Raw genomic sequence first — 23,649 nt, 5'->3', positions numbered from 1 at the left:
GTGTGTGTGTGTGTGTGTGTGTGTGTGTGTGTGTGTGTGTGTGTGTGTGTGTGTGTGTGTGTGTGTGTGTGTGTGTGTGTGTGTGTTAGCACTTTTTCCGAACCCACCAAATTATTGGACGAAAAAATCACAGAGAAATCGAAATCTCTCTGCGTCGCGGGGGCGATGGAATATGTTGCTATGTAACTCACGGCGGCAAAGGTATATTAATCAATTCATTTGGGCAAACATATTGTAAAAAGAACAGTAAAAGCGTTCTGCTCTCTTACCTGTTTCATTAGGGGAAATCGTATCCAAAGACATGGTATAATAGGGATTAATTAGCCATTTCAGATAGGAATTTTATTCTGACGAGTCTTATTTCTTCTTCCGAATAATCGTCGTTTAGCTCAACCACAGCAGTCTCTAGATCGTCGGTTTCACTATTCATGAAGTAATCGTAGATGTCGTCGATTTGATCTTCATCGTAGATATCTTCGAGGTAGTAGTCGATATTTAGTTTGGTTCCGCTGTTGACGATATCTTCAATATTATCTAGTAGTTCGTCAAACTCCATTCCTTGGGCTGTTGCAAGGTCGTTGAGGGGCAGTTTACGGTCGATATCCTGAATGATTTTCACTTTCCGCATGGAGCGTTTCACGACTGTTCGAACGCGAAGTTCTTCGGGGCGTTCTATATTATTTTCCTCACAATATTTTTTTATTATTCTGCAGAACTCAGCACCGTAACGCTTTGCTTTTCCAGCACCTACTCCCTGTATATTTTGTAGTTCATTTTCGGTGATGGGATACATCATTGCCATTTGTTCGAGCGAAACGTCCTGAAAAATCACGTAGGGTGGAATCTCGAGTTTGCGTGCTGTGGTGCGCCGCAATTCTTTGAGGATGGCAAAGAGTTCGGGGTCGAGCACGGATGGCGTTCCGATGATTTCGTCTTCCTCGTCTTCCTCGTTAAATTCCGCATTGAGGACTATCATGAATTTCGTGGGATTTTTTATGTAGCGTTTTCCGGCTGCGGTTAGTTTTAATTGTCCGTAGCTTTCAACGTCTTTTCTCAAGAATCCAGCTAACAGGGCGTGGCGTATCACCGGCGCCCAAATCTTCGAATCTTCTTTTTCTCCCACTCCGAAGTCGTCAAGTTGGTGGTGAAGATGGTCTTTGATGTCTTCACTGGCGTTTCCGCTAACGAAGTTGATAATATATTCCTGTGTGAACTTTTCACCGAGCGTTTTAACGGCTTGCAGAACAATTAGCAATTGCTTGCTAGCCTCGATCTGTTCTTTCGGATGCAAACAGTTGTCGCACATCTCGCAATTGGGGTTAGGATAGATTTCTCCAAAATAATGGAGCAACAGTCGACGTCGACATACCGACGATTCGGCATAGGCTTCGGTTTCGTGAAGCAGTTGTCGGCCTATTTCCTGTTCGGCAACAGGCTTTCCTTCCATGAATTTATCGAGCTTTTTCAGGTCTTTCTGCGAATAGAAAGTTATGCATATACCTTCTTCCCCGTCGCGTCCCGCCCTGCCTGTTTCCTGGTAATAACCTTCCAGACTTTTGGGAATATTATAGTGAATTACGAAACGCACATCGGGTTTATCAATTCCCATTCCGAAAGCGATAGTTGCAACGATGACGTCTATTTCTTCCATTAGGAATCCGTCTTGTGTTTTGGAACGCGTTTCGGAATCGAGTCCGGCATGATAAGGAGCAGCTTTAATGTCGTTTGCCTGCAGAACAGCTGCCAGTTCTTCAACCTTTCTACGTGAGAGACAATAAATTATTCCGCTTTTACCAGCGTGCTGCCTTATGAATCGGATGAGCTGCCGATTGGTATCTTCATCGCTGCGTTTGGGACGCACTTCATAGTAGAGGTTAGGCCTGTTGAACGAACTTTTGAATTCTTTACAATCATCGATGCATAGACTTTTGATGATGTCGGTTCGCACCTTATCGGTTGCAGTTGCTGTTAGGGCAATAATTGGTGCTTTGCATATTTCGTCGATTGCAAATCGGATCCTTCGATATTCCGGTCGGAAATCGTGTCCCCATTCCGATATGCAATGTGCCTCGTCAATGGCATAGAAGCTAATCTTAACAGTCTTGAGAAACTCTACATTCTCTTCTTTCGTGAGCGACTCGGGCGCGACATAGAGCAGTTTTGTTTTACCTGAGGATATATCGGCTTTGACGCGGTCTATTTCGAGTTTCTTCAAAGAAGAATTAAGGTAGTGTGCAAGGCCATCTTCCTCACTGATCCCGTTGATGACATCCACCTGATTCTTCATCAGCGCAATAAGTGGCGAAACCACTATTGCGGTACCTTCCATGAGAAGCGACGGCAATTGATAGCACAAACTTTTTCCGCCACCAGTTGGCATCAAAACGAATGTGTTGTTGCCGTCTAAAAGATTTTGGATGATTGCTTGCTGTTCGCCTTTGAACTTGTCAAAGCCGAAATAGCGTTTCAGATACTCTGTGAGATTAAGCGTCTGTGTCATGTTAATTGTTTGGCTAAGCGCCTTGAGTTATTTGGAGTCAAGCTTTTGAAGGTGCGCCTTGTCGAGTTGTTTACGGGTGTAATCTTCGTCGACTTCGAAATTTGTCGCTTTGCTAGAGGGGATATCAAACATTGCGTCCATCATAACCGATTCAACGATGGAGCGCAGACCACGGGCACCAAGTTTATACTCCACTGCTTTGTCGACCATGTAATCCAATGCCTCGTTAGTGAACGAGAGCTTTATACCGTCCATCTCAAAGAGTTTTTCATATTGTCTAACTATGGAGTTCTTCGGTTCGACGAGAATCTTTCGTAGTGCTTCACGGTTGAGGGGATTGAGGTAAGTAAGTACTGGAAGGCGTCCGATTATCTCGGGAATCAACCCAAACGATTTGAGGTCTTGTGGGAGAATATATTTCATGAGGTCATCCTTATCGATTTTCGCCACATTCTGTACGGAATTATATCCCACGACATGTGTGTTGAGCCGTTGAGCAATTTTCCGTTCGATACCGTCGAAAGCTCCGCCGCAAATGAAAAGAATGTTGCGCGTGTCGACTTGAATGTAATCTTGATCCGGATGCTTGCGTCCTCCTTTAGGCGGAACATTCACAGTTGTACCTTCGAGAAGTTTTAGCAATCCTTGCTGAACTCCCTCGCCGCTAACGTCGCGCGTTATACTTGGATTGTCACTCTTACGAGCAATCTTGTCGATTTCGTCTATGAAAACAATTCCACGTTCGGTTGCTGCAAGATCGAAATCGGCTACCTGAAGCAAACGTGACAGTATACTTTCAACGTCTTCGCCTACATATCCAGCCTCTGTGAAAACCGTCGCATCGACAATCGTGAACGGTACTTTCAGCATTCTAGCAATGGTTCGAGCCATTAGCGTTTTGCCAGTTCCTGTTGAGCCCACCATTATTATATTGCTTTTTTCGATTTCCACACCATCCTTTTCTTCGGGCTGCTGCAACCGTTTATAATGATTGTAGACTGCCACTGAAAGATAGCGTTTGGCCTCATCTTGCCCGATAATATATTCATCCAGATAAGCCTTGATTTCTTTAGGCTTTGGAACATTCTTCATATCAGGAAGAGAGTTTTCTTCAGATAAATCATTTTTGAGCACACCCGATTGCAAAATGATTTTGTTTGCTTGTTGCGCACATTCGTCGCAGATGTAACCATTGAGTCCCGTTAAGAGCAGCCGAACATCTTTTTCAGGTCTACCGCAGAAACTACATTTTTTTTCTGCCATAAACTATTTCTTCTTTGTTAGAACCGCATCTATCATACCGTAATCTTTTGCTTCCTCAGCGTTCATCCAGTAGTTGCGATCGCTATCGTTCCAGACCTTCTCGAAGGTTTGGTGCGAATGATTACTTATGATGGTATAGAGCTCTTTCTTGAATTTCTGAATTTCCTTAGCCTCGATTTCGATATCTGATGCCTGCCCTTGCACTCCTCCAAGCGGTTGATGAATCATCACTCTGCTGTGTGTAAGTGCAGACCGCTTACCTTCTGTTCCCGAAACCAGCAGAACAGCAGCCATCGAAGCGGCCATACCAGTGCAAATAGTTGCCACATCGCTCGAAATGAACTGCATCGTATCATATATTCCTAAACCAGCCGTAACGCTTCCTCCCGGCGAATTTATATAGATAGAAATGTCTTTCCCGGGATCGGTAGAATCTAGATAGAGTAGCTGCGCCTGAAGAGTATTAGCTGTGTAGTCATCGATTTCTGTTCCCAGAAAGATTATACGATCCATCATCAAACGCGAAAAGACATCCATCTGAGTAACATTCAGCTGGCGTTCTTCCAAGATATAAGGATTCAGATATTGCTGCTGTAACTTCATCACGTCGTCCATCACCATGCCGTTCATGCCCAGATGTCGAGTGGCAAACTTCCTAAAATCGTTCATTCTTATTCCTTTCTTTATAAGGTTTATTACACAAAAAAACAGAGGTCTCAAACCTCTTTGTTCAGATGCCTATATTCAACAAACGCCATGCCACTAAACACTGGCTTTGTTTCGTTTCGGCTACACAAAGATAATTATAAAACATTTATGAACTCTAGCAACACCGGATTTAATGAAAAAGAACCACCTCACAAATTGCTAAGAGATACAATACAGAATGATATGAGCTTTGTGGAATTCCAGTAAGTATAATACCATCTTGCACTTACTGGAATTCATGGTTCAAAAAATGTAACTCCTATGTTATTTAAGATGTTCGGTAAAGATGCTCACAGGCGAATTATATAGCATTCTTTTTCCACAATGTGAAAAATAATTATCTTTGCACGACTTCATTTCTACGGTCGTTGATTGATAATATCATACTGAAAACAACAATCAAATCAAATATAATAAAATGCAAAACAAAGGATTAGTAATTTGTGTTGCCGTCCTCCTGACGCTCGCAAGTGTCTTCTACCTGTCTTTTACAGTGGCCACCAGCTACTATGACAGCCAGGCAGAGAAGATTAAAGACCCAATTGCGCGACAGGATTATAAAGACTCTGTCAAGTATTTGGGAATATACTCTTATCAGAAGTGTCTAGAAACCCAGATAGGCCTAGGTCTCGACCTGAAGGGCGGTATGAATGTTATTCTAGAAATCTCCGTTCCCGACGTTGTCGAGGTACTGGCCGACCACAAAACAGATGTCGCATTCCAGAAATCAATCGAAGAGGCAAAGAAAGAGGAAGAAACAAGTCAGAGCGACTTCATCACACTTTTCATAAACGCCTACCATAAGAACGCCCCGGGGCATAGACTAGCTGAAATCTTCGCTACCCAGCAACTCAAAGGAAAAGTGAGTACACAAAGCTCTGATAGCGAAGTTGAGAAAGCCCTCCGCGAAGAGGTAACAGCTGCAATTGACAACTCGTATAACGTTGTTAGAAACCGAATCGACCAATTCGGTGTTGTTCAGCCTAACATTCAGAAGCTAGAAGGACAAGAAGGCCGACTCATGGTCGAAATGCCCGGTATTCGCGAACCTGAACGTATGCGAAAACTTCTGCAAGGTTCAGCTAATCTCGAATTCTGGGAAACCTACAATAACCAGGAGGTTAATCCTTATCTCACACAACTAGACCAACGCCTTGCAAACGGCGAAACAAAAATCGATACTGCCAAAGTAGACACGACTAAAGCTACCGCTAAACAAACAGCCAAAATCGAAAAGCCGGCTAAAAAGCCGAAATTCTCATTGAAGAACTCAGACGACCCCGCTGCTAATGCCGCAAAGGGAGCTGATGCACAAATGGCAGCAGCCAAAAAGGAACATCCGTTGCTTTCGATGCTGCAACTTCTGCCAGGACAGTCGCTCAGTATCGTTGGATATGCCAACATTCGCGACACAGCCGCAATCAATAAGATAATTCACGGCCAGTTGGCTAAACAAGTTCTGCCAACCGACCTGAAACTGTTGTGGAGTGCCAAACCGGCCGACGGAATCCAGCAAAAGAACGTTTACGAACTCCACGCCCTTAAAATTACGACCTCCGACGGACGCGCACCGATGGAAGGCGACGTAGTAACAGATGCAAAAGACCAGTTCAACCAGTTCGGAAGACCCGAAGTGAGCATGACCATGAACTCTGAAGGAGCACGAGAATGGGCTGCACTCACAAAAGCCAACGTCGGCAAAGCTATTGCCATCGTGCTTGACGGAGTTGTTTACTCGGCACCACGCGTTGACGGCGAAATCACCGGCGGACAGTCGTCAATTTCCGGTAGCTTCACTATCGAAGACACGAAAGACCTGGCTAACACTCTGAAATCAGGTCGTATGCCCGCTCCTGCACGAATCGTTCAAGAAGAGGTTGTTGGTCCTACACTCGGGGCACAATCCATACAGCAAGGACTATGGTCGTTTGCAATAGCCTTCGTCCTGCTGATGATATTCATGCTAGTCATGTACGACTTCATCCCCGGTATGCTGGCAAACTGCGCGTTACTTATCAATCTATTCTTCACGCTTGGAATCTTAGCCTCATTCCAATCGGCACTCACCATGCCGGGAATTGCCGGTATCGTGCTGACACTGGGAACGGCGGTCGATGCCAACGTGCTAATTTATGAACGAATAAAAGAAGAAATGCGCTCCGGCAAAGGCATAAAACAAGCTCTGCAAGCCGGTTACAGCAATGCCTTCTCGGCTATCTTCGACTCCAACCTCACTTCGCTCATCACCGGTATAATCCTCCTCGTCACCGGAACAGGTCCTATCAGAGGATTCGCCACGACATGGATAATCGGCATACTATGCTCGTTCTTCACAGCCGTATTCCTAACCCGTATTATATACGAAAATCGTCTGAAGAAAGACAAATGGATGAACCAGAAGTTCTACACCTCCATCAGCAAGAACCTCATGCAAGACAAGAACGTACGCTTCATGGGCATGTATAAAAAGACCTTTGCTATATGGGGAATCGCCGCTATCGTCTTCATAGGTAGTTTTGTGACACGTGGTCTAAGCCGAAGCATCGACTTCACGGGTGGACGAAACTATGTTGTTGCACTCAACAAAGCTGTACATGTTGAAGACGTCCGCAAATCGCTCAGTGGAGCATTCATAAACACAATTGGCGAAAACGCCGGTAAACCTGCTACAACAACTGTAATCGCCATCGGAACCGACGGAAAGACAATTCGTGTTTCAACCAACTACAATATCGAGTCGAACGACCCACTCGAAGACGACAAAGCTGAAACGCTACTCTATCAGGCATTGAGGAAAGGCAACTTCGTTAGTCAAACTAATGTCGATAGTTTCAAGAACCCCGACATACGTGAAGGCGGCTCAATCATCAGCTCAGCCAAAGTAGGTCCGTCGGTTGCTAAAGACATCACAAACGGCGCCATCATCAGCGTAATTCTCGCCTTGGTGTTCATCTTCGTCTATATTCTCATTCGTTTCCGAAACGTAGGCTTCTCGGTCGGCTCAATCGTAGCCCTAGCCTTCGACACCCTCATCGTTGTTGGCTTCTACTCGTTATGCTACGGCTGGATAGGCTTCTCGCTCGAAATCGACCAGACATTCATCGGCGCCATCCTAACTGTGATTGGTTATTCTATAAACGACAAGGTGGTGGTATTCGACCGAATCCGTGAAAACTTCCGTCTGCATCCGAAGCAAGATGTTCAAACACTCTTCAACGATTCAATCAACCAAACGTTGGCTCGAACCATCAATACTTCGGCCTCAACGATGATAGTTCTGCTAGCCATCTTTATTCTCGGTGGCGACAGTATCCGCAGTTTCTCGTTCGCAATGATTCTCGGAGTGTTCTTCGGCACACTTTCCTCGATATTCATTGCATCGCCGGTTGCCTACCTTGTTTTGGGCCGCCGAATCAAGAACGGTCAGGGAGAGAAATCAGAAGAATAAGACAACACTTAAAACATTTCATATCTTCTCTAATAAGAGCGTGTCGCAGTTTTTGCGGCACGCTTTTTTATTACTATGTGAGTTCGGTTTAAACTGAACGCACGTATTCATGTATTCGATTAAGGTAGTTATTCATAGAAATATTAATTCTAGCGATTAAAATAAAAAAGAAGCATAGACATTATTAATGCGCATTGTTGAAATATATTTTAGTTATAAGCATTATTAATGCCCATACTTAAAATAATATTTATATTACCGCATTATAAATGCATGTACTTAAAAGTAAATTATAGTTAAGGCATTATTAATGCGGACACTAAAAATAAAATATAAGTTAAGGCATTATTAATGCCAATACTTAATATAAAATAGAAGTTAAAGAACTATCAATGCGTATGCTAAAAATAAAATTATAGTATACGCATTGCCAATGCTGGTAACTAATAAGAATTTTAAGTATCAGAATTAATTATTCAAAGGGATAAAAACCATTTTTAGCCTAAACCTATCAAGCGATTGAAAACATAGTCTGACCGGATATGACACGACGTGTTATTGGCATGGTGTTTGTAAAAATGGGGGCATAAGGTTTAACAAATAAATTTATAACGCACATGCAAAAAGGTAACATAGGGGTTACGACAGAAAACATCTTCCCCGTGATTAAAAAGTTTCTCTATTCAGACCATGAAATTTTCTTGCGCGAACTCGTTTCAAATGCCGTCGATGCAACGCAAAAACTACGTACGCTGGCAACAGCAGGCGAAACTAGCGTAGACGACAAGGAACTTAAAGTGTCTGTATCGGTCGACGAACAGGCCGGAACGCTCACTGTGACCGACAATGGAATCGGTATGACAGCCGATGAAATTGAACGCTACATAAATCAAATTGCTTTCTCGGGAGTGAGCGATTTCATGGAGAAATACAAAGACAAGGCCGAAGCAATCATCGGGCATTTCGGACTTGGTTTCTACTCGGCTTTCATGGTTGCAAAGCGGGTCGACATCCTAACTAAAAGCTATCGTCCAGACTCGCAAGCCGTGAAATGGAGCTGCGATGGGAGTCCCGAATATACGCTCGAAGATATCGATAAGACCGAACGCGGAACGAGTATTGTTCTCCACATCGACGACGACAGTAAGGACTTTCTCAAGAAAGAACGTATCGAACAACTGCTCAACAAATACTGCAAATTCATGCCCGTACCCGTGATTTTCGGGAAGAAAACAACGTGGAAAGACGGAAAGCAGGTTGAAACCGATGAGGACAATGTGATTAACTCCACTGAGCCGCTCTGGACAAAGGCTCCAACAACGCTTAAAGATGAAGACTATAAGAGTTTCTATCGCACACTGTTCCCGATGAACGACGAACCGCTGTTCTGGATTCATCTCAACGTCGACTTCCCGTTCCATCTCACAGGAATACTCTATTTTCCACCCATCAAGAACAACATCGACCTGCAGCGGAATAAAATTCAGCTCTACAGCAATCAGGTCTATGTGACCGACAAAGTAGACGGTATTGTGCCAGAATTTCTGACTCTTTTGCACGGTGTTATCGATTCGCCCGACATCCCGCTCAACGTTAGTCGGAGCTACCTGCAAGCCGATGCAAACGTGAAGAAAATATCAGGCTACATCACACGTAAAGTGGCCGACCGACTCAACAGTTTATTCAAAGAAAACCGCAAGGAATATGAATCAAAATGGGCCGACCTGAAGATTTTCGTGAACTACGGAAATCTTTCGGACAACGACTTCTATGAAAAAGCAAAAGATTTCACGCTCCTAACTGACGTCGACCACAAGAACTTCACACTCGACGAATATCGTACGCTCATCAAAGAAAATCAAACTGATAAAGAAGATACGCTAGTTTATCTATATGCAACCGACACCGAAGCGCAATATTCTTATATCCAGGCAGCACGCGACAAGGGTTACAGCGTTCTGCTGGCCGATGGCGAACTAGACCTGCCCATGATTTCAATGCTCGAGCAGAAACTCGAGAAGAGTAGATTTGTACGCGTCGATTCGAACACAGCCGACAAGTTGATTTTGAAAGACAATTCGTCGCAACAGGAGCTACCAACTGAGAAGCAAGAACTTATTAACGAGGCCTTCCAAACCCAGCTACCGCAAATCGACCGAGTTCAAATCAATGTTGTGTCGCAACCCATGGGTTCAACCGCTCGACCGGCACAAATAACAACCGACGAGTATATGCGCCGAATGAAAGAAATGAGTCGCTACCAGCAAGGAATGAACTTCTATGCCCAGCTGCCCGATTCATACAATCTGGTGCTAAACACCGATCATCCGCTCATTCAAGCCATCCTCAAGACAACCGAAACCGGCACTGCTGACAGTCTGAAGCCCGTGACCGCCGAAATCAAAGGTATCCAGGCCAAGCTCGACGCCCTACGTCAGGAGCGAAACAAGAAAAAACCCGAGGATGTGACACAGAACGAAAAAGACGAAATCCAAAACGCCGAAAAAGCTCTAGCTGGCGAACAAGAAAAGCGTCGTGGAATTATCTCCGAATCGTCTAAGCAAAATCCAGCTATCCATCAAATCATCGACCTCGCTCTGCTTCAAAATGGAATGCTGAAAGGTGCCGCCCTCGACGCATTCGTGAAACGCTCAGTGGATATGATTAAATAAATTGTCCAAGAAACACTCTTTGTATAAACAAAAACGAACCTCAAAAGTCTGCTAGGCTTTTGGGGTTCATTGCGTAACTTTGCGACGTGTTATAACGTTTTATATATTAGAGAGAATGACAGAACATAACGTCGAAAAGGAAACTCACCGAAATCCTTTTCTCGAATCATACAATACCCTGCACGATACCGTGCCCTTCAATAAAATCACACTCGCCGACTATGAAGAAGCCATAATGGAAGGCATCAGGCGAGAAAACGAAGAGATTGAAAAAACAATCAATAATCCCGAAGAACCTACTTTCGACAATACACTCGCAAGAGAAGACGAGGTTGAAGGACGTAAACATTACTATGACTTGCTAGACCGCGTGACAAGTGTATTCTTCAACATGCTAAGCGCAGAAACCAACGACGAGATGGAAGAACTAGCGCAGAAAATGAGTCCGATACTAACGCAGCACGCCAATGACGTCAGTCTGAATCCGAAATTATTTGCAAGAGTCAAAGCTGTGTATGAAAAGCATCGTGAACTCACGGTAGAGGAGAATCGCTTACTCGAAGACAGCTACGACGGCTTCGTTCGGAGTGGCGCTCTACTTAACGATACCGACAAAGAGCGGTTGCGTAGTCTAACCGAAGAAGCATCGATACTCTCGCTGCAATTCTCGCAGAATCTGTTGAAAGAAAATAAGGCCTACACACTCCACATAACCAACGAAGCTGACCTTTCCGGACTACCAGAAACAGCACGTGAAACTGCTGCCGAATCTGCACGCGAACGGAATCTCGAAGGATGGGTGTTCACGTTAGATGCTCCAAGCTACGGTCCGTTCATGACCTACAGCGACCGTCGTGAGCTACGTCGTGAGCTCTACATGGCTCATAGTACGCTCTGCATAAAAGACAATGAGGAGAATAATCTCGAAATATGCCGCCGACTAATAAACCTCCGTCGACAAACGGCACAATTGCTAGGCTATGAAACATATGCCGACTATGTGATGAAACATCGTATGGCCGAATCGGTGAACAATGTTTATAAGCTACTCGATAATCTAATCGAAGCCTATAAACCTGCTGCCATAGCCGAAAGTGCGAAAGTGAAAGCGCTTGCTAAAGAAGAAATGGGCGAAGATTTCGACTTCAAACCATGGGACGCAGCCTACTACAGTCATCGGCTCAAGGTGAAAGAATATGATTTCGACCCGGAAGAACTTCGTCCTTATCTCGAAGTGAACAATGTAATCAATGGCGTTTTCGGTCTGGCTACGAAACTATATGGAATTACTTTCCGGGAAAACAAACAGATTCCAGTCTACCATCCCGATGTGAAAGCCTATGAGGTTTTCGATGCCAACGACTCTTATCTCGCAGTACTCTATGTTGATTTTCACCCGCGAAAAGGAAAACACGACGGTGCCTGGATGACTGAATTTCAAGGACAGTATATTAAGCGCGACGGTACAAACGTTCGTCCGCACGCATCGCTAGTCATGAACCTGTCGAAACCCACCGACGGTAAGCCGGCCTTGCTTAGGCTGGGTGAGGTTGAAACCTTCTTGCATGAATTCGGTCATTCGCTCCACGGTATGTTTGCCAACACTCGGTTCGAAAGTTTATCGGGTACGAACGTTTGGTGGGACTTCGTTGAGCTGCCTTCACAATTCATGGAAAACTATGCCGTAGAGAAAGAGTTCCTCCGTACTTTCGCTTTCCACTATAAAACAGGCGAGCCAATGCCCGATGAGTTAATCGACAAAGTCATTGCCTCGCGTAATTTCAATGTAGCCATGAGCTGTTTGCGACAGGTGAGCCTAGGTTTGCTAGATATGGCCTACTACACCCAACGCGACGAATTTACAGACGACATAATTCCGTTTGAGAAGAAAGCCTGGGCAAAAGCTATCATCGAAGAACAGCTGCCCGAAACATGTATGACAACGCAGTTCTCACATATCATGGCAGGCGGATATGCCGCCGGCTACTACAGTTATAAGTGGGCTGAAGTACTCGATGCCGACGCATTTAGCATGTTCAAGAAGAATGGAATCTTTAACCGGGAAACAGCCTGGTCGTTCCGCGACAATATCCTCTCACGCGGCGGGACAGAACATCCCATGATACTCTACAAACGCTTCCGTGGTCAGGAGCCTACGATAGACGCGCTTCTGGAAAGAAATGGAATCAAGAAATAATAATGAGCGATATTCAAGCTTCAAAACAAACACTGCTCGACCGCCGATATCTTCGCATGGCGCGCATCTGGGCCGAGAATTCCTACTGCCAACGTCGACAAGTAGGAGCCCTTGTGGTGAAAAATAAAATGATAATAAGCGATGGATATAATGGAACCCCCAGCGGATTCGAAAATGTTTGCGAAGATGCTGACGGCATCACCTATCCTTACGTTCTGCACGCCGAAGCCAATGCCATTACTAAGTTGGCCCGAAGCGGTAACAACAGCGACGGTTCCACTCTCTATGTAACTGCTGCGCCGTGCATCGAATGCTCTAAACTGATAATCCAGTCGGGTATCAAGCGTGTGGTCTATGCAGAACAATACAGACTGACGGACGGAACAGACCTGCTAGAAAAGGCAGGCGTGAAGGTGGAATATTTAAACCTAGAAAACAATGAGTCAAAAGAAAAATAACCGTTTCATGCCGCTATGGATGGCTCTTTGCGTGGCCATTGGAATAATTATCGGCTCGTTCTACACGAATCATTTTGCAGGCAACCGGCTGAACATAATCAACAGCGGAAGCAGCCGGCTTAATAATCTCCTGCATATCATAGATGACCAATATGTTGACTCAGTGAATATCAATGACCTCGTAGAGAAAGCCCTCCCGCAGATTCTCGCCGAGCTCGATCCACACTCAGTCTACATCAGCGCAAAAGACGTTCAAACGGCTACCGATGATCTGAAAGGCTCATTCTCTGGCGTGGGCATCGAGTTCGTTATCAGACAAGACACAATCCAAGTACAGAACGTTATTAAGAACGGTCCAGCTGAGAAAGTCGGAATCCTGGCAGGTGACAAAATCGTAAGTATCGACGGCAAACCTTTTGTCGGTAAAATCGTAACCGACAACGAGGCTAAGCACCGACTTAAAGGCCCTAAGAACTCGAAGGTGCGAATCGGCATACGTCGCTATGGAAGCAAAACGGTGAAAGAGATAATTGTAACACGCGGTGATATACCAATGAGAAGTATTTCTGCCACCTACATGCTAGATAGTACAACGGGATATATACGCATCAAATCGTTCAGCGAAAAAACCTATGCCGAGATGATTACAGCACTACAACATCTCAACCTCGATAATGCCGAAAATCTCGTGATAGATCTGCGCGATAATACTGGTGGACTCCTAGATGTAGCCGTACAGATGGCTAACGAATTCCTACCGAAAAACAAACTCATTGTTTATACCGAAGGACGAAAAAGTCAGCGTACTGACTACAGAAGTAATGGTAAGGGAAGCTATCAACACATCCCGCTTGTGGTGCTCATCAATGAAGGCTCTGCATCGGCATCCGAAATCTTCGCCGGGGCTATGCAAGACAATGACCGCGCAACTATCGTAGGCCGTCGTTCGTTCGGTAAAGGCCTCGTGCAGCAACAAATAGGATTCCCTGACGGGAGCCTCATTCGCCTAACCATAGCCCGATACTATACCCCATCCGGACGCTGTATTCAAAAACCGTTCAAACCAGGCGAAAATGCCGACTACGAGCAAGACCTTCTCGCAAGATACCAACACGGAGAATTCTTCTCACAAGACAGTATCAAGCATACCGGACCAGCTTATCATACCTCTATCGGGCGAACCGTCTACGGAGGTGGAGGAATAACTCCTGATATATTCGTGCCCGAAGATACATCGGACATGACGTCCTATTACAAAGAGGCGGCCATGAGTGGACTCATCCTACAATACGCTTTCAAATATACTGACGAGCACCGAAAGCAACTTGTGCAGTTTAAAGAACTCAAACCTCTCACAAACTATCTCGACGGCCGCAATCTCGTCAACGACTTCGTGAACTATGCCCAGCAAAACGGACTCCGAAAACGAAATAACCTCATATCCAAATCGCGAAAGCTCCTCGAGAAATACATTAACAGCCGAATCATCTACAATATTCTCGATGAACAAGCATGGATTGAATATCTCAACTTCAAAGACCCCGACATAAAGGCTGCACTCAAAGTGTTTTCTACAACGGGCGCATTCCCGAAGAAAAAATGATTGTAATGCAAACAAAAAAAGAACTCCGGAAGGAAATACGCGCTCGTAAAAACCAGTTCACTCAGGCCGAACTACACGAGCTATCATCCCCCATTATCGATAAACTCCTCGCCCACCCCAAGCTGCAAGAAGTTAGTACGATAATGCTCTATAATTCTCTACCCGACGAGGTGAACACTCACAAGCTCATAGATCTAATGGCAAGTAGTGGCAAAAAAGTTCTACTGCCAGTTGTGGTGAGTGACACCGACATGGAAGTGCGATGCTATACCGGTCCAGCTGATCTTCGTGAAAGCTCTTTCCATATCATGGAACCAATAGGCGAACCTTTCACTGAATTAAGCAAGATAGAACTCATTGTTGTTCCTGGCATGAGCTTCGACGAACATTGCAACAGACTAGGCCGCGGCCGTGGCTACTATGACCGTTTTCTACCAAAGATTCCGCAAGCCTACAAAATCGGTATCTGTTTCGACTTCCAGAAACTGCCAGATATCCCTTTCGATCCCACTGATTTCAAAGTCGACGAAGTACTCTAATCCACTTATCTTTGTAACTATTTTTTAACATAATATATTATTTAGAATGTCTACTCTCACTATTGCCATCATTGCAGTGTTCATTGCTGGCTACACACTTATTGCAACAGAGAATCTAACCAAAATCAATAAGGCCGCAATCGCTTTGTTGATGTTCGTGTTCTGCTGGACTCTCTACATGGTCAACCCTGCATCATTTATTCAGCTTATGCACCCTGATTTCAAGGGAACAGCCGATTCACTTACACAATTCGTAAACTCAGTTATCATAGAGCATCTGGGTGACACTTCAACAACCCTCTTCTTCCTGATGGGGGCAATGACAATTGTCGAAATTGTCGATCAGAATGGAGGTTTCAACTGGGTAAAAAACGTGATGCATTCTAAATCGAAGCGAGGATTACTTTGGCGAATAGCGTTCATGACTTTCTTTCTCTCGGCTATTCTCGACAATCTCACAACGAGCATAGTGATGATTATGATTCTGAGAAAACTCATTCCCGAGCGGAAAGACCGCATGATTTATGCATCGCTCGTAATTATCGCCGCAAATTCAGGGGGAGCTTTCTCTCCGATTGGCGATGTAACAACCATAATGCTTTGGAACTCGGGAATGATAACCGCAGCTGGTGTAATAAGCGAGGTATTCCTGCCTTCGCTAGTATCGATTATTGTTCCTGTTTTCATTATACAATACACATTGAAAGGAACAGTAGGCGAAGCCGAAACGCATGTAGAAATGAAACACGACCGGGCCGAATTCGGCAGTAAACAACGCAAAGCTGTTTTTGCAATCGGTGTGGGCGGACTGTGTTTCGTGCCAATCTTTAAATACATAACTCACCTGCCGCCATTTGTTGGCATTCTGCTTGTGCTTGGTATTCTATGGACGGTCACGGAGATATTCTATCGCTACGAACATCGTAATATCGGCGGAAGTGAGAACTTTGCAAAGCGTGTGTGCAATTTGCTTAGCAGAATTGACATGTCGACCATTCTCTTCTTCCTTGGCATACTCATGGCTGTGGCTTGTCTTGAAGAAATAGGAGTTCTCACCAGACTTGGCGATACCCTCAACATAGCGTTCGACGGAAATCACTACGCCGTCACCGGAATCATAGGCGTACTCTCGTCGATTGTGGATAACGTTCCACTCGTCGCCGGTAGCATGGGCATGTATCCCATCCAGGCAACAGGCGATATGGCCATTGACGGAATCTTCTGGCAACTGCTAGCCTATTGTGCAGGCGTGGGTGGTTCGATGCTAATTGTTGGCAGCGCTGCGGGAGTTATTGTGATGGGGCTCGAAAACATAACCTTCGGATGGTACATGAAACGTATTTCCTGGATTGCTTTTGCAGGATATATGAGCGGAATCCTATCTTATTGGTTTATTCGTACTTTCATCTTCACTTCTCCGCTATAGCAATCTTGATTATACATCAAACATAGGGACACGTTTCTGGGCGTGTCCTTTTTCATTTGATTATCCCGGATACTTTTGCAAATGCAATGAAACATGTAAACATAATCCTTCCACTTCCGCTCGAAGGACAATTCACCTACTCCGTACCCGACAAACTCGAAAACAGAGCGATACCAGGGACGCGGGCACTTGTACCGCTGGGGAAATCAAAAAAATATATCGGAATTATAACAGGCGATGTTATTCCATCAGTTATAGAGAAACCGATAGAATATAAAAATATCATTGCCGTACTAGATGACCAACCCATTATATTACCACAGCAGTTCAGACTTTGGACATGGATAGCCGACTACTACATGGCTCCTCTTGGTGACGTGATGAAGGCCGCACTGCCAACGGGATTGAAGCAATTGGAAGCCTACAAACCACGGGTGGAACTGTTCGTTATGCTACAGTATGCTTTCCAAGATGAATCTAAGCTACACCGATTGCTCGATTCACTTGCTCGAGCACCTAAGCAACTAGCTATCGTAGAAACATTCATCGATATGGCTTTTTCCGAATCATCTAATACCGAGCTTTCGAATGTACTGCTAGGGCAAGATGTGCTACTCAATCGAGCCCGCAGTAATCCCGCCGCTCTGAAAGCTCTGGTACAAAAGGGTGTTTTGAGAATCGAAGAGCATGAAGTTGGCCGGCTCAACACATCTCTTCCTCCTAGGATGGAAAACATCAAACCACTGAACAGAGCGCAATCCGAAGCGCACGAAAATATTGTTCAGCAAATGCTGAGTCACGCCGTAACTCTATTGCATGGAGTCACATCCTCTGGAAAAACCGAAATTTATATACACCTAATTTCCGAGGCCCTCGACCGAGACGAACAGGTACTCTATCTTCTTCCTGAAATTGCCCTGACCGTACAGATGATGCAGCGATTGCGCGATATATTTGGCTCCCGACTGGGGATATACCACAGCAAATACAGCGACGCTGAACGGGTTGAAATCTGGCAAAAACAGCTATCACCCGAACCCTACGACGTTATACTCGGTGCTCGTTCGGCGGTGTTTCTGCCTTTCAAGCGACTCGGCCTTGTGATTATCGACGAGGAACACGAAACCAGCTTCAAACAGCAAAACCCTGCACCACGGTACCATGCCCGTTCGGCAGCTATAATTCTGGCGCAAATCTATCACGCCAAAACTCTACTTGGAACTGCCACCCCTGCGATTGAAACCTATAATAATGCTCGCGAAGGAAAATATGGTTTGGTCACCCTCACCAAACGATATAAGGACATAAAGTTGCCCGAAATCGAAATAGTAGACACAAAAGATTTACGACGTCGCAAGATGATGTCGGGTTTCTTTTCACCACGTCTCATATCGGCCATCCGAACCGCACTCTCGGAAAACAAACAGGTGATTCTTTTTCAAAATCGACGAGGCTTCGCACCTATGATTGAATGCCCTATTTGTGGATGGGTACCCAAATGCCCCAACTGCGACGTATCGCTCACCCATCACAAAAGTACTGACATCATCACCTGTCACTATTGCGGCTATACTACTCGACTGCCAGAGAAATGCCCCAATTGCGAAAGCAACGAAATTCGCGGGCGGGGCTATGGAACCGAAAAGGTTGAAGATGCCGTTAGCGAACTATTCCCCGAGGCGCGCATAGCTCGAATGGACCTCGACACAACTCGCTCGCGAAACGCCTACGAAAAGCTGATTAGCGACTTTGCCACCGGACGAACAAACCTCCTCATCGGTACGCAAATGATTTCTAAAGGGCTCGATTTCGATAATGTTTCAGTGGTTGGTATTCTCGACGCCGACTCAATTATGAACTATCCCGACTTCCGAGCCCACGAACTGGCCTTCGCCATGATGAGTCAGGTGAGCGGGCGAGCCGGTCGAAAGGGAAAGCAAGGACTGGTGATTCTGCAAACAAAGAGTCCCAAACTGCCACTCATCCGTCAACTGATGGAGGCCGACTATTCATCTTTTTTCGCCGACCAACTCTCCGAGCGGCGCAAGTTCCACTATCCGCCCTTCTACAGGCTCATATATATCTACCTGAAACATCGCAACGAAAATACCGTCAACTCAGCCGCACTCGAACTTGGTTCCCGATTGCGCGAAATACTTGGCTCTCGAGTCCTCGGTCCTGACAAACCCACCGTTGCGCGAATCAAAACACTATTCATACGCAAAATTGTACTAAAACTCGAAAACGGCATTGATTACACCCATGTACGAACCTATCTTCGTCAGGTTAACATGGCTCTGCTGGCAGACAAGCATTATTCTTCGATACAAATATATTTTGATGTAGACCCCGTATGATTGATTCAATGCCGAGGGAGTTCCTTTCAAATCTAACTCCGTATTTTATACGTACTCCTTTGGAACCCGACAGACATTTTAAGTTTGAATACATAAAACCCGAGTTAACTTTGCACGCATGAAAATCGGAAATATAAACTTTGGAGAGCGGCCTCTTTTTCTGGCACCAATGGAAGATGTCACCGACATAGGGTTCCGCAGAATGTGCAAACGTTTCGGAGCCGCAATGGTTTACACGGAATTTGTGTCGGCAGACGCCGTGATACGCAACATCCAGTCAACCTTAAAGAAGATTATCATCGACCCCGAGGAACGTCCGGTAGGAATACAAATCTATGGACGCGACGTAAATTCAATGGTTGAGGCGGCTAAGATAGTTGAGCAGGCGGAGCCAGACGTGATTGACCTGAACTTCGGATGTCCAGTAAAGAAAATCGCATCTAAAGGCGCCGGAGCAGGAATGCTCAACAATATTCCGCTCTTGCTCGAAATAACACGTGAGGTCGTTCGCGCCGTTCGAACTCCGGTCACGGTGAAAACTAGACTGGGATGGGATAGCAATAGCCTCATCATTGACCAGCTGGCCGAACAATTGGAGGATTGCGGGATTCAGGCGCTGACAATTCACGGTCGAACCCGCTCGCAGATGTACACAGGCGAAGCCGATTGGACCCTCATCGGCGAAGTGAAGAATAATCCGCGCATTACAATTCCAATAATCGGAAACGGCGATGTAACCAGTCCTCAAACAGCACATGAACGCTTCGAGCAATATGGCGTGGATGCTATTATGATTGGCCGTGCCACCTTTGGTTGCCCATGGATATTCCGCAGTCCCAACGAGCCCGACCTAACCATCGACGAAAAAATAGATGTCCTCAAGGAAATGTTACGCATAAACGTTGAACGCATCGACGAGTATCGCGGCATTCTCCACACCCGTCGACATCTGGCAGCGTCACCGATATTCAAAGGCGTGCCCGATTTCAAACAAACTCGCATCGCAATGTTGCGCTCAACCAATGCATGCGAACTGCTGGATATACTGGATAAATGCCGCGAAACGCTAAAAAATCTGCCGCTAGAAAGTTAAACCCAAATTGAAAGAGATGGAATGGCGAGTGTTATGATTGTATTTCGTGTAGATTATTTCTCCGGTTTCTTCGTTTGAAATAGTGTAGGCGATGTATCTGAAGTGCCTCAGATTATAGCCCATTCGGAAGTTCACTCCAAAATGCTTTCCTAACATTTTCGTGTATCCCATGCCGATGGTACCGGTTGGTCCTTTGGATAGTGACGTGCCTTTGAATCGCACTCCCAGACCGAGGTCAGCATATGCGTAGATGTTCGGCATCTTTTCAAAAGCTTTGTAACGCACGGTGGCAAAGAGAGGCATCGTAGTGTGGGTAGGTTCGGTGTAGATAGCGAGCCCGGTTCCCCATCCTACTGAAATTCGTGGTGTCACATCATAGCGAGTTGCCAGTGTTAGGGCGTGTCCACCCATTTTGTATTCGTTACGAGTATAGCTGCCGCCTTTTTCATATTCGTATAGTCCGAGATAATAATGATAATCCAGGTCTACATGGAATTTGCTCTGCGCCCGCGCTCCGATTACGAATAGCGACATAAGCATTAATACGAGGATTCGGCGGATGTTTGATTTACTTTTCATGGTTTACCGTTCTTCCGTAAAAAAGCGTCGATTCCCAATGAATGGAGAATCGACGCCGAGTATTATATTCTATTTTTCTATGTTTTATACTACTCCTTGTGCTAGCATAGCCTTGGCTACTTTCATGAAGCCTGCTATGTTAGCTCCTTTAACGTAGTCGATGTAGCCGTCGGATTCGGTGCCGTATCTCACGCACTGCTCGTGGATGGAGCGCATGATGTAGTGCAGCTTTTCGTCGACTTCCTCAGGGCTCCAGCTCAAGCGGAGAGAGTTTTGCGACATCTCAAGACCTGAGGTGGCCACACCGCCGGCATTGACTGCCTTGCCTGGAGCAAAGAGTGTCTTCGTGGCGGTGAACTTCTCGGCTGCTTCGGCCGTGCAACCCATGTTCGAAACTTCGGCTACGCAGAGAGGCTTGTAAGAAAGAATCTTATCGGCATCCTCGCCGTTGAGTTCGTTCTGAGTGGCGCACGGAAGATAGATGTCGGCCTTCTGCTCCCAGGGTTTGCGACCTTTGAAGAATTTAGAACCGGCATATTTGGTTGCGTAAGGTTCGCAAACGTCGTTACCGCTGTTGCGAAGCTCGAGCATGTATTCAATCTTATCGCCGCTGATGCCGTCGGGGTCGTAGATGTAACCGTCGGGACCGCTCAATGTGATAACCTTAGCCCCAAGTTCGGTTGCTTTCTTGGCAGCACCCCACGCTACGTTTCCGAAGCCGCTAAGGGCAACGGTCTTGCCTTTGATGTCGATACCGTGGGTTTGCATCATCTGATGAACGAAGTAGAGCGCGCCGTAGCCGGTTGCTTCAGGACGAAGAATCGAACCGCCCCATTCCATGCCTTTGCCGGTGAGCATGCCTTGGAATTGGTGGGTGAGCTTCTTGTACTGACCGAAGAGGTATCCGATTTCGCGACCGCCAACGCCGATGTCGCCTGCAGGAACGTCTTCATCCGGGCCGATGTGGCGATAGAGCTCGTTCATGAACGACTGGCAGAAACGCATGATTTCGGCGTCGCTCTTGCCGCGTGGAGAGAAGTCGGAGCCGCCTTTACCGCCGCCCATGGGCAGGGTTGTAAGCGCGTTTTTGAATGTTTGTTCAAAGCCAAGGAACTTAAGGATGCTGAGGTTAACGGAGGCGTGGAAACGCAATCCGCCTTTGTAAGGGCCGATAGCGCCGTTGAACTGAACTCGGTAACCGATGTTCACCTGTACCTTACCCTGATCGTCGACCCATGGAACGCGGAACGTGATGATGCGCTCCGGTTCAACGATGCGTTCGATGATGCTTGCCTTTTCAAATTCGGGATGCTGGTTGTAAACGTCCTTTACAGAGATGAGCACCTCGCGAACAGCCTGCAAATACTCAGACTCGCCTGGATGTTTTTGTTCCAGGGCTTGCATGATTTTTTCAACTTCCATAGATAAAAAAATGTTTGTTGTTGTTTATGTTAGACGTTGTGAATTATCCACTTACGTTTTTACGCGTGGCAAATGTATTTACATAAAATTGAACAGCCAAAAATTCTCACGCCATTTATTTTAGCTGTTTAAGACGCGTTTTTGCAGTAATGTTCTCATTTGAATAATACGACTCGCAAAACAACAACTACCATGATTGTTTGACGAACAAATGGGACGGCAAGGAGGGATTATACTAACTTTTGTAGAACGCATTTTCAAGTAATATTCTTCTAATATAAAACACGACCTGCACGCGTCCATCTCGGCGCATGCAGGTCTTTTTGACTGGATATATAAACGAAATAATAAGTTCTATACTTTATCTTCTTCGGGGTCTTCTTCGCGTCCGGGTTTGGGAGAGCAGCCGTCGGTTCCTCCGCCAGTTCCGTCACCGGATTTAGAGTCAGAGCCTGAATCATTCCCGCTGCCGCCATGTTTTGAGCCGGAGCCAGTTGATTTTCCGCTCGGTTCGGGAACGACGACGAGTTTGTCTTTAGAGATTACGACCCAGATGGCACTCTTGCCGGCGACATTAAGAAGATACGCGCGCTTCTTGCCGGTTCCGCGGAACTCGCGGGCGAACGAGAGCGAGCCGCTCGAGAGGCCGCGTTCCCGCTCCAGCGCGAAGAGATGTTTTTTCAATTTTTGGTGCTTCGCTCCGGAGCGAAGCCTAGTTTTTAAGATTTTCGAGCTTTCGCTCCTGTGCGACGATGTATTTTTTCGTTTTTCACTGTTTCGCGCCAGAGCGAAGCTCTGTTTTTTTGATTTTCTGTCTTTCGCTCTAGGGGGAAACGCTGCCAAGACCATTTTTTAGGTTTCCCTCGTGGGGGAAGCGTTATTTTTTCAATTTTCTGCTCTTCGGTGGGTGCCGAAGCGCCCTTTTTGAGTTTTTTCGGCTTTCGGCATGTGCCGAAGACGTTGTTTTTCTATTAGAAATATACGAATGGGCGGACAAGGACAGAGTTATTCTTCGTGGTATAACTGAAATAAATACCGTTAACTCTAAACTGTCTGAAATTAGCCTCATTACAAAAATCACTTGGATGCGCTGGATCCCAATGAACATTCGCTCCTTCTGTTGCGACCCAATGTGCTTTGCTGTTATCACAAATAGCTGTTCCACCTACTTGCTTTATAGCGTCATCTAAAGGAACTCCATATCCCCAAACATGTGTGCCATATTCACCAGGAGTACCTGCACCCCAGTAAAGATTACGCATAACGGGGTCGATATCTCTTCCTCCTGGCAAAAACCATTTGCCAATATTGGTACCAGTCACTGTTACTCCCGGATAGTATTGTGCTGCATAGTAGAAGCCGGAAAAGAACCTGAATTTGCTTT

Annotated in this window: 15 protein-coding genes and 1 pseudogene; 9 read left to right on the top strand and 7 right to left on the bottom strand. The window is 45.7% G+C overall.

Annotated features, from left to right (window positions below; genetic code table 11):
- Positions 1-316: 316 nt before the first annotated feature.
- Genes recQ through clpP form a run of 3 tightly spaced genes read right to left on the bottom strand, consistent with a single transcriptional unit; the run spans position 317 to position 4,432 of the window.
- Positions 317-2,500, bottom strand: a complete 2,184-nt coding sequence (recQ, locus tag HMPREF9140_RS09625; RefSeq protein ID WP_006953663.1) for a DNA helicase RecQ — start codon at positions 2,498-2,500, stop codon at positions 317-319.
- A 27-nt stretch (positions 2,501-2,527) separates the two neighbouring features.
- Entirely contained in the window at positions 2,528-3,763 is a 1,236-nt protein-coding gene (gene clpX, locus HMPREF9140_RS09620) for an ATP-dependent Clp protease ATP-binding subunit ClpX (protein ID WP_006953662.1), read from the bottom strand.
- Between the two features lie 3 nt (positions 3,764-3,766).
- Positions 3,767-4,432, bottom strand: a complete 666-nt coding sequence (clpP, locus tag HMPREF9140_RS09615) for an ATP-dependent Clp endopeptidase proteolytic subunit ClpP (RefSeq protein ID WP_006953659.1) — start codon at positions 4,430-4,432, stop codon at positions 3,767-3,769.
- Between the two features lie 457 nt (positions 4,433-4,889).
- Here clpP and secDF point away from each other — a divergent pair, with 457 nt between their 5' ends.
- The 9 genes from secDF (at position 4,890) to dusB (ending at position 20,264) form a co-directional block, all read left to right on the top strand.
- Positions 4,890-7,919: a protein translocase subunit SecDF gene (gene secDF, locus HMPREF9140_RS09610; RefSeq protein ID WP_006953656.1), complete on the top strand. Its 3,030-nt coding sequence runs from the start codon at positions 4,890-4,892 to the stop codon at positions 7,917-7,919.
- A gap of 617 nt (positions 7,920-8,536) precedes the next feature.
- The gene (htpG, locus tag HMPREF9140_RS09605; protein WP_006953653.1) at positions 8,537-10,591 is read left to right on the top strand and encodes a molecular chaperone HtpG; all 2,055 of its coding nucleotides are present in this window, start codon (positions 8,537-8,539) and stop codon (positions 10,589-10,591) included.
- Positions 10,592-10,706: 115 nt separating this feature from the next.
- The gene (locus HMPREF9140_RS09600; protein ID WP_006953650.1) at positions 10,707-12,788 is read left to right on the top strand and encodes a M3 family metallopeptidase; all 2,082 of its coding nucleotides are present in this window, start codon (positions 10,707-10,709) and stop codon (positions 12,786-12,788) included.
- A 2-nt stretch (positions 12,789-12,790) separates the two neighbouring features.
- Positions 12,791-13,246, top strand: a complete 456-nt coding sequence (locus tag HMPREF9140_RS09595; protein WP_006953649.1) for a deoxycytidylate deaminase — start codon at positions 12,791-12,793, stop codon at positions 13,244-13,246.
- Entirely contained in the window at positions 13,227-14,849 is a 1,623-nt protein-coding gene (locus HMPREF9140_RS09590; RefSeq protein WP_018572150.1) for a S41 family peptidase, read from the top strand. Before HMPREF9140_RS09595 ends, HMPREF9140_RS09590 begins: the two co-directional genes overlap by 20 nt.
- A gap of 5 nt (positions 14,850-14,854) precedes the next feature.
- Positions 14,855-15,388 (top strand): 5-formyltetrahydrofolate cyclo-ligase, encoded by a 534-nt coding sequence (locus tag HMPREF9140_RS09585; RefSeq protein WP_006953645.1) that lies wholly within the window; start codon positions 14,855-14,857, stop codon positions 15,386-15,388.
- 46 nt (positions 15,389-15,434) lie between these two features.
- On the top strand, positions 15,435-16,814 hold the full coding sequence (gene nhaD / locus HMPREF9140_RS09580) for a sodium:proton antiporter NhaD (protein WP_006953643.1): 1,380 nt from the start codon (positions 15,435-15,437) through the stop codon (positions 16,812-16,814).
- 86 nt (positions 16,815-16,900) lie between these two features.
- Positions 16,901-19,171 carry a replication restart helicase PriA gene (gene priA / locus HMPREF9140_RS09575; protein WP_006953642.1) on the top strand — a complete coding sequence of 757 codons (2,271 nt, stop codon included), beginning with the start codon at positions 16,901-16,903 and terminating at the stop codon, positions 19,169-19,171.
- A gap of 118 nt (positions 19,172-19,289) precedes the next feature.
- Positions 19,290-20,264 (top strand): tRNA dihydrouridine synthase DusB, encoded by a 975-nt coding sequence (gene dusB, locus HMPREF9140_RS09570; protein ID WP_006953640.1) that lies wholly within the window; start codon positions 19,290-19,292, stop codon positions 20,262-20,264.
- On the opposite strand, the gene HMPREF9140_RS09565 is transcribed toward dusB, so the two are convergent.
- The 4 genes and pseudogenes from HMPREF9140_RS09565 to HMPREF9140_RS09550 form a co-directional block, all read right to left on the bottom strand.
- A complete protein-coding gene (locus HMPREF9140_RS09565; protein WP_006953638.1) occupies positions 20,253-20,843 on the bottom strand; it encodes a hypothetical protein in 591 nt (196 codons plus the stop codon). The two genes, dusB and HMPREF9140_RS09565, sit on opposite strands and share 12 nt — an antisense overlap.
- Before the next feature lie 84 nt (positions 20,844-20,927).
- Complete coding sequence (gdhA, locus tag HMPREF9140_RS09560; RefSeq protein ID WP_006951653.1) at positions 20,928-22,265, bottom strand: NADP-specific glutamate dehydrogenase; 1,338 nt, start codon at positions 22,263-22,265, stop codon at positions 20,928-20,930.
- A 354-nt stretch (positions 22,266-22,619) separates the two neighbouring features.
- A complete protein-coding gene (locus HMPREF9140_RS09555) occupies positions 22,620-22,949 on the bottom strand; it encodes a hypothetical protein (protein WP_238301119.1) in 330 nt (109 codons plus the stop codon).
- 287 nt (positions 22,950-23,236) lie between these two features.
- A pseudogene (locus HMPREF9140_RS09550) lies at positions 23,237-23,649 on the bottom strand (hypothetical protein); the annotation flags it as partial.

This window comes from Prevotella micans F0438 (assembly GCF_000243035.1).
Lineage (GTDB): Bacteria > Bacteroidota > Bacteroidia > Bacteroidales > Bacteroidaceae > Prevotella > Prevotella micans.
This window is presented reverse-complemented; position numbering and strand designations above follow the sequence as displayed.

Coding starts and splice junctions, on each gene's coding strand:
- HMPREF9140_RS09565 (WP_006953638.1), bottom strand. CDS start 20,843: ATGAAAAGTAAATCAAACATCCGCCGAATCCTCGTATTAATGCTTATG.
- secDF (WP_006953656.1), top strand. CDS start 4,890: ATGCAAAACAAAGGATTAGTAATTTGTGTTGCCGTCCTCCTGACGCTC.
- recQ (WP_006953663.1), bottom strand. CDS start 2,500: ATGACACAGACGCTTAATCTCACAGAGTATCTGAAACGCTATTTCGGC.
- HMPREF9140_RS09590 (WP_018572150.1), top strand. CDS start 13,227: ATGAGTCAAAAGAAAAATAACCGTTTCATGCCGCTATGGATGGCTCTT.
- htpG (WP_006953653.1), top strand. CDS start 8,537: ATGCAAAAAGGTAACATAGGGGTTACGACAGAAAACATCTTCCCCGTG.
- clpX (WP_006953662.1), bottom strand. CDS start 3,763: ATGGCAGAAAAAAAATGTAGTTTCTGCGGTAGACCTGAAAAAGATGTT.
- clpP (WP_006953659.1), bottom strand. CDS start 4,432: ATGAACGATTTTAGGAAGTTTGCCACTCGACATCTGGGCATGAACGGC.
- HMPREF9140_RS09600 (WP_006953650.1), top strand. CDS start 10,707: ATGACAGAACATAACGTCGAAAAGGAAACTCACCGAAATCCTTTTCTC.
- nhaD (WP_006953643.1), top strand. CDS start 15,435: ATGTCTACTCTCACTATTGCCATCATTGCAGTGTTCATTGCTGGCTAC.
- priA (WP_006953642.1), top strand. CDS start 16,901: ATGAAACATGTAAACATAATCCTTCCACTTCCGCTCGAAGGACAATTC.
- dusB (WP_006953640.1), top strand. CDS start 19,290: ATGAAAATCGGAAATATAAACTTTGGAGAGCGGCCTCTTTTTCTGGCA.
- HMPREF9140_RS09585 (WP_006953645.1), top strand. CDS start 14,855: ATGCAAACAAAAAAAGAACTCCGGAAGGAAATACGCGCTCGTAAAAAC.
- gdhA (WP_006951653.1), bottom strand. CDS start 22,265: ATGGAAGTTGAAAAAATCATGCAAGCCCTGGAACAAAAACATCCAGGC.
- HMPREF9140_RS09595 (WP_006953649.1), top strand. CDS start 12,791: ATGAGCGATATTCAAGCTTCAAAACAAACACTGCTCGACCGCCGATAT.